Origin of the sequence: Microbulbifer celer (assembly GCF_020991125.1) — a bacterium.
Lineage (GTDB): Bacteria > Pseudomonadota > Gammaproteobacteria > Pseudomonadales > Cellvibrionaceae > Microbulbifer > Microbulbifer celer.
This window is the reverse complement of record NZ_CP087715.1, coordinates 3,685,587-3,692,500: the sequence shown is the minus strand read 5'-3', so window position 1 is coordinate 3,692,500 and position 6,914 is coordinate 3,685,587. Positions and strand designations below refer to the sequence as shown.

4 protein-coding genes and 2 rRNA genes (1 of these 6 only partly in view) are annotated in these 6,914 nt (G+C 54.2%); 5 read left to right on the top strand and 1 reads right to left on the bottom strand.

Annotated elements, in window-relative coordinates:
* Both LPW13_RS15325 and rrf read left to right on the top strand, forming a co-directional pair.
* A 23S ribosomal RNA gene (locus LPW13_RS15325) occupies window positions 1–1,957 on the top strand (it extends 925 nt beyond the left edge of the window).
* A gap of 234 nt (window positions 1,958–2,191) precedes the next feature.
* Window positions 2,192–2,307, top strand: a 5S ribosomal RNA gene (gene rrf / locus LPW13_RS15320).
* A gap of 215 nt (window positions 2,308–2,522) precedes the next feature.
* On the opposite strand, the gene LPW13_RS15315 is transcribed toward rrf, so the two are convergent.
* Window positions 2,523–3,434 (bottom strand): carbon-nitrogen hydrolase family protein, encoded by a 912-nt coding sequence (locus tag LPW13_RS15315; RefSeq protein ID WP_268932704.1) that lies wholly within the window; start codon window positions 3,432–3,434, stop codon window positions 2,523–2,525.
* Between the two features lie 87 nt (window positions 3,435–3,521).
* On the opposite strand from LPW13_RS15315, the gene LPW13_RS15310 reads away from it, so the two are divergent.
* The 3 genes from LPW13_RS15310 (at window position 3,522) to LPW13_RS15300 (ending at window position 6,905) form a co-directional block, all read left to right on the top strand.
* Window positions 3,522–5,300, top strand: a complete 1,779-nt coding sequence (locus LPW13_RS15310; protein ID WP_230436726.1) for a DUF885 domain-containing protein — start codon at window positions 3,522–3,524, stop codon at window positions 5,298–5,300.
* Between the two features lie 151 nt (window positions 5,301–5,451).
* On the top strand, window positions 5,452–6,150 hold the full coding sequence (locus LPW13_RS15305) for a pirin family protein (protein WP_230436724.1): 699 nt from the start codon (window positions 5,452–5,454) through the stop codon (window positions 6,148–6,150).
* A 17-nt stretch (window positions 6,151–6,167) separates the two neighbouring features.
* On the top strand, window positions 6,168–6,905 hold the full coding sequence (locus LPW13_RS15300) for a sulfite exporter TauE/SafE family protein (protein ID WP_230436722.1): 738 nt from the start codon (window positions 6,168–6,170) through the stop codon (window positions 6,903–6,905).
* The last annotated feature ends 9 nt before the right edge of the window (window positions 6,906–6,914 follow it).

Below are 6,914 nucleotides of genomic sequence, written 5' to 3'. Positions count from 1 at the left end.
CACACGGCGGGTGCTAACGTCCGTCGTGGAAAGGGAAACAACCCAGACCGCCAGCTAAGGTCCCAAATATCAGTTAAGTGGGAAACGATGTGGGAAGGCCCAGACAGCTAGGAAGTTGGCTTAGAAGCAGCCATCTTTTAAAGAAAGCGTAATAGCTCACTAGTCGAGTCGGCCCGCGCGGAAGATATACCGGGGCTCAAACTGATAACCGAAGCTGCGGATGCAACTTTGTTGCATGGTAGAGGAGCGTTGTGTAAGCCGCTGAAGGTGAACTGTGAAGTTTGCTGGAGGTATCACAAGTGCGAATGCTGACATGAGTAACGATAAGGGGGGTGAAAAACCTCCCCGCCGGAAGACCAAGGGTTCCTGTCCAACGCTAATCGGGACAGGGTTAGTCGGCCCCTAAGGCGAGGGCGAAGGCCGTAGTCGATGGGAAACAGGTTAACATTCCTGTACTTGCAATTGCTGCGATGGAGTGACGGAGAAGGCTAGGCCAGCACGGCGATTGGTTGTCCGTGTTTAAGGTAGTAGGCTGGGGACTTAGGCAAATCCGGGTCCCTAAGGCCGAGAGCTGATGACGAAGCCTACTTTGTAGGTGAAGTGGTTGATGCCATGCTTCCAGGAAAAACTTCTAAGCTTCAGGCAATTGCGAACCGTACTCTAAACCGACACAGGTGGTCAGGTAGAGAATACCAAGGCGCTTGAGAGAACTCTGGTGAAGGAACTAGGCAAAATGGTACCGTAACTTCGGGAGAAGGTACGCCGGTTTTGGTGATGGGACTTGCTCCCTAAGCTGAGACCGGTCGAAGTGACCAGGTGGCTGCGACTGTTTATTAAAAACATAGTACTGTGCAAACACGTAAGTGGACGTATACGGTATGACGCCTGCCCGGTGCCGGAAGGTTAATTGATGGGGTTAGCTTAGGCGAAGCTCTTGATCGAAGCCCCGGTAAACGGCGGCCGTAACTATAACGGTCCTAAGGTAGCGAAATTCCTTGTCGGGTAAGTTCCGACCTGCACGAATGGCGTAACGATGGCCACGCTGTCTCCACCAGAGACTCAGTGAAATTGAAATCGCTGTTAAGATGCAGTGTACCCGCGGCTAGACGGAAAGACCCCGTGAACCTTTACTACAGCTTTGCACTGAACTTTGAGCCTACTTGTGTAGGATAGGTGGGAGGCTTTGAAGCTGTGACGCCAGTTGCAGTGGAGCCATCCTTGAAATACCACCCTGGTATGTTTGAGGTTCTAACCCAGTTCCCTTATCGGGATCGGGGACAGTGTATGGTGGGTAGTTTGACTGGGGCGGTCTCCTCCCAAAGAGTAACGGAGGAGTACGAAGGTGCACTCAGCATGGTCGGAAATCATGCAATGAGCATAATGGTATAAGTGCGCTTGACTGCGAGTCAGACATGACGAGCAGGTACGAAAGTAGGTCATAGTGATCCGGCGATTCTGAATGGAAGGGTCGTCGCTCAACGGATAAAAGGTACTCCGGGGATAACAGGCTGATACCGCCCAAGAGTTCACATCGACGGCGGTGTTTGGCACCTCGATGTCGGCTCATCACATCCTGGGGCTGAAGCCGGTCCCAAGGGTATGGCTGTTCGCCATTTAAAGTGGTACGCGAGCTGGGTTTAGAACGTCGTGAGACAGTTCGGTCCCTATCTGCCGTGGGCGTTGGAGATTTGAGAAGAGTTGCTCCTAGTACGAGAGGACCGGAGTGAACGAACCTCTGGTGTTCGGGTTGTCACGCCAGTGGCATTGCCCGGTAGCTATGTTCGGACGGGATAACCGCTGAAAGCATCTAAGCGGGAAGCCTCCTTCAAGATGAGATCTCCCTGGAACCTCGAGTTCCCTAAAGGGCCCTGGAAGACTACCAGGTTGATAGGCTGGGTGTGGAAGCGTTGTGAGGCGTTGAGCTAACCAGTACTAATTGCCCGTGCGGCTTGACCATACAACAGAGATGGTTACTGACGATTATCTAGCAAGGCTGGATTGGATTGTGAGCGTTAAGGCGCAAGCAACGAGAGACATACAGAGTTCTTGCGGTGTATTACTACAGATTGTTTTACCGAATTATTTGGGGTTACCGTTGATCGAAAGATCGTGCAAACGGCGGTAACACGGCAGCGCAGGGCCCTTGATATCAAGAGCAGCCCATAAGACCGAGCCAACCCAAGCCAGTTTGCCTGACGACCATAGAACTGTGGAACCACCTGATCCCTTGCCGAACTCAGAAGTGAAACGCAGTATCGCCGATGGTAGTGTGGTGATTCGCCATGTGAGAGTAGGTCATCGTCAGGCTTTAATTCAAAGGCCCAGTCGCTAACGCGGCTGGGCCTTTTTCATATATGGAAAAAACTTTCCACAGCTTTATCCCGCCCAGAATTGTTTAAAAACCCATCGACGCATTTTTAGACGGTTCCCCAAAGTCAGTAACCACGCCGCTTACCTCCAATATCCCGCACTTACCCACAGTTCTATCCAGTGTATCTGTGAGTAACGCGGTGGATCCAAATCTACAGGCGTCGCATATTCAACAGAGGCATGCGCTGTCGTACTTTCTTCAACTTATCCCCACTAAGATTCGCGACGATCACTGCTTCTCCATCCCCGGCCTCCGCAAGTACATCGCCCCACGGATCAATAATCACAGAATGTCCCCAGGTACGCCTTTTCTCCGAATGCTGCCCGCCCTGGTTTGCGGCTATGACAAAGCAACCATTCTCAATCGCGCGGGCTTGGAGCAGGGTTTTCCAGTGTGCCTGTCCGGTGGTGTGGGTGAATGCCGCAGGCACGATAAGTACCTCCGCCCCGGCTACAGCCAGTTGCCGATAAAGCTCAGGAAAACGCAAGTCAAAGCAGATGCTTAAACCAAGCTGGGCCCAGGGTATTTTTGCAACGCGGGCTTCTTCACCTGGCTCTATACTGGCGGATTCCCGGTAGCGTCCGGCGGCGTCGGCTACATCCACGTCGAACAGGTGTAGCTTGTCATAACGGCTCTGGAGCACGCCCATATCGTCATATAGCAGGCACGCTGAACGAGTGCGTGGATAAGGAACGGAGGTTCCATCTGGACGCTTGTTCAATGGTATCGCCCCCGACGCTATCCAGATGCCCAATTCTCGCGACCAGGATTGAAGGGCATGTTGTATGGGCTGGGTATTGGGGTGGGCGTCACCGGTTGCGACAAACGGCTCGGCGGCTATATAGCTACCCTGATCTGAAAGGTGGGCGAAGTTCTCTGGCAGTAATACGAACTGAGCTCCCATATTCTGCGCTCTTCTGACGAGTGTATGTGCTGCAGTCAAATTATCAGTCACGTGTTCTCCACTGATCATCTGAACCGCGCCGACACAAAAGTTTTTCACGACGTTCCCTCGCCTTTGGTATAAGAGTTGGTACTTCAGACTCTCCTTACTTTTACACATTAGCTGAAGCTGTGACTGCCACACCACTCCCTCCGGTCATGGTAGAGTTGCGTATAGTTCAACCATTAGTCACTGGAGAGCCTTCCCATGCCCGGTATTTCACTGGTATATCCAATACGGTTGCTGTTATTGCTTGCTGCTGTTACCGCAATGATGGCGCACAATGCATACGCTGCCTCCGCCGCCGAACAACTCCAGAGTGTGATCGATGATCACTGGCAATACAGCCTGCGGGAAGATCCCATTACCGCCGGCCGTATGGGCGAGAAAGGTTTTAACGACCGTCTGCCTGGCGTATCAGAGAAAGATCGTGCTCGCCGTTTACAGGCCGAACAGGAGTTCGTTGCCCGACTGGAAGCTATAGATAGCAAGCAGTTGGACAGCTCCGAGCGGGTCAACAAGGATCTTCTTACCTGGGTGCTCAAAAATTCCATTGAATCCAACAAACTCTATCTGGATCGTATTCCCGTCAATACTTTCTACAGTTTCTGGAGCTCGGCGCTGGATGCGAGTAGCGGGCTGAGTATGTCTAAGGTGTCCGACTATGAGGATTACATCAAGCGTATTCAGGACTTCGGTCGCTATTTTGATGAAAACATCGCCAATATGCATGAGGGTATCAAGGACGGCTTTGTACTGCCAAAAATCGTCGTTGAAGGTATTGCACCTACCGTGCGTGCCCAGGTCTATGCGGATCCGAAACAGAGCAGCCTCTACGAGCCTTTTAAAAATATGCCGGGTAATTTTTCCTCGGCAGATAAGAAAAGGTTGCAGTCTGCAGGAGCCGCCGCGATTAAAGATCATGCGCTTCCTGCGTTTGACCGCGTGGCGACTTTTCTGGAAGGGGACTATTTAAACGCGGCTACCGAATCCCTGGCCGCGGAAGATCTGCCCGGTGGTGAAGATTACTATCGCCATGCGATCCGCACCTACGTGACCATGGATATGGAACCGGCGGAGATTCACAAGATCGGCCTCGCCGAAGTCAAACGCATCCGTGGGGAAATGAACGGTCTGATCGAAGAATCCGGTTTTGACGGCAGCTTCGAGGAGTTCACCGAGTTCCTGCGAACCGCCCCCCGGTTCTACGCCAAAACCCCCAAAGATCTTCTCAAAGAAGCCTCCTATATCGCCAAGCGTATCGACTACCGATTGCCGGAATTTTTCGGCAAGTTGCCGCGTCTTCCTTACGGTGTGGTGCCGGTGCCAGATGAAATCGCACCCAACTACACCACCGCCTCCTACAATCCTGCCGCCATCGGTGGCACCCGCGGTGGTGCCTATTGGGTGAATACCCATGAGCTGGATCAGCGTCCCCTGTATGAACTGGTGGCGTTGACTCTGCACGAAGCGGTTCCCGGTCACCACCTGCAGGGCGCACTGTCACAGGAGCTGGAAAACGTACCGGACTTCCGTCGCAATCTTTACCTGAGCGCATTTGGTGAAGGTTGGGCACTGTACACGGAGCGGCTCGGAACCGAGATGGGTGTGTACGAGACGCCCTATCAACACTTTGGACGTCTAAGCTATGAAATGTGGCGTGCCGCGCGTCTCGTGATCGATACCGGCATCCACTCTCAGGGATGGACCAGGCAGCAGGCGTTGGATTTCCTCGCTGACAATACATCGCTATCCAAAGCCAATGTGCGCGCGGAGGTGGATCGCTATATCTCCTGGCCGGGCCAGGCGCTGTCTTACAAAATGGGCGAGATCAGGATTCGCGAATTGCGTGCAAAAGCGGAAAAAGAACTGGGTGACCAGTTTGATATTCGCGCTTTTCACGACGCAGTACTCGCCAACGGTGCCCTGCCGATGGAAATGTTGGAAGTGCAGATGAATCGCTTTATTGCCGCAAGCAAAAAGTAACCGCACTGGCCCCGACAGTAGCACCGGGGCCTGTTTTTCCACTGTGTAATCCCAATCCAGAAATCGAACGATTTATCCATAATAATTCGATTTTTAACCGCCCAGCCCGGTCGTATAGTGGTGCCATTCCACTACAAGTGAGGAGGGTAAAATGCTTTACCTACGACGCGCCGGCGAGCGTGGCAAAGCAAATTTCGGTTGGCTGGATTCCCGTCACACGTTTTCCTTTGGTCACTATTATGATCCCAAGCATATGGGTATATCTGCCCTGCGGGTAATAAATGACGATACGGTCGCGCCTGGCGCGGGTTTTGATACCCACGGCCATCGGGACATGGAAATTATTTCCTACGTCCTGTCGGGGGCCATTGCTCACAAAGACAGCATGGGTAACCAGTTTGTCGTTCCGGCGGGTGAAGTACAGCGCATGACCGCGGGTACCGGGATCACGCACTCGGAATATAATTACTCCGACAGCGAACCGCTTAAATTTCTGCAGATCTGGATCATCCCCAACCAGCGCAGTCTGATACCGGGTTACCAGCAAAAGGCGATTGTGCAATCGGGCAAGCTCACGCCATTGGTGACACCGGACGGGCACGACGGGTCGCTCACGGTACATCAGGATGCGAGCATCTTCCGGCTGCAGTTGAAAGCCGGTGAAAGTGAAAACCTGGATGCGACCCGGGGCATCGGCTACCTGCATGTCATCGAAGGCACGGCGCGTGCGAACCAGCAGGCACTTGGTGCTGGCGACGGGCTCGGCGCTCTGGATGAGCCGTTGCAACTGCGTGCCGGCGAGCAGGGTATCACCGCGCTCTGGTTCGACCTGCCGAGAGACATCGGATAGCGGTGAATGGCTGAATCATGGAATTGTTGAATACCAGCCCGCTGTTCTGGGGGCTCGCGATTCTCGGGGTCATCCTGACCGGCATCTCCAAATCTGGTTTTGCCGGCGGCGCCGGGGTGGTAGCCGTGCCCTTGGTGGCACTGGTGATACCGGTGGAGAGTGCGGTGGCGTTGATGTTGCCGATACTACTGGTGATGGATCTGCGCACCATCGCTTACTACTGGCAGCACCGGGACCCGGTTGAGCTGAAAAAGCTGTTGCCCGCGGCGGTACTCGGTATTGCCATCGGCGGCTGGCTGTTGGCTTGGGTATCGCCTTTTGTGCTCACGCTTTCCCTCGGCGTGCTCAGTCTACTGTTTGCCTTCTGGCAGAAACTCGCACCGCTGGCTGCCCGACTACCCGGCAGCGCCTGGCTGTGGGGATCGACCTCCGGCGTGACCAGCACCCTGATCCACGCGGGCGGTCCGCCGCTCAATATGTACCTGATCGGTCGCGGCATGCCGAAGCTCTCCTGGCTGGCGACAGCGGGTGTGGTGTTCGGGGTCATGAACCTGCTCAAACTGATTCCCTACAGCCTTGCCGGCATGTGGAGCAGCGAGCTGCTGGTCACCGGCCTGCTGCTTGTTCCCGCAGCTTATCTTGGTGTTTACCTTGGCTATCGCCTCCAACACTACCTGAACGAACGCCATTTTCTGTTGGCGTGCCGCTGGCTGCTGGCGCTGTCTGGAGTGGCGCTGCTGGCAAAAGCGCTGTAGCGCCGGCTG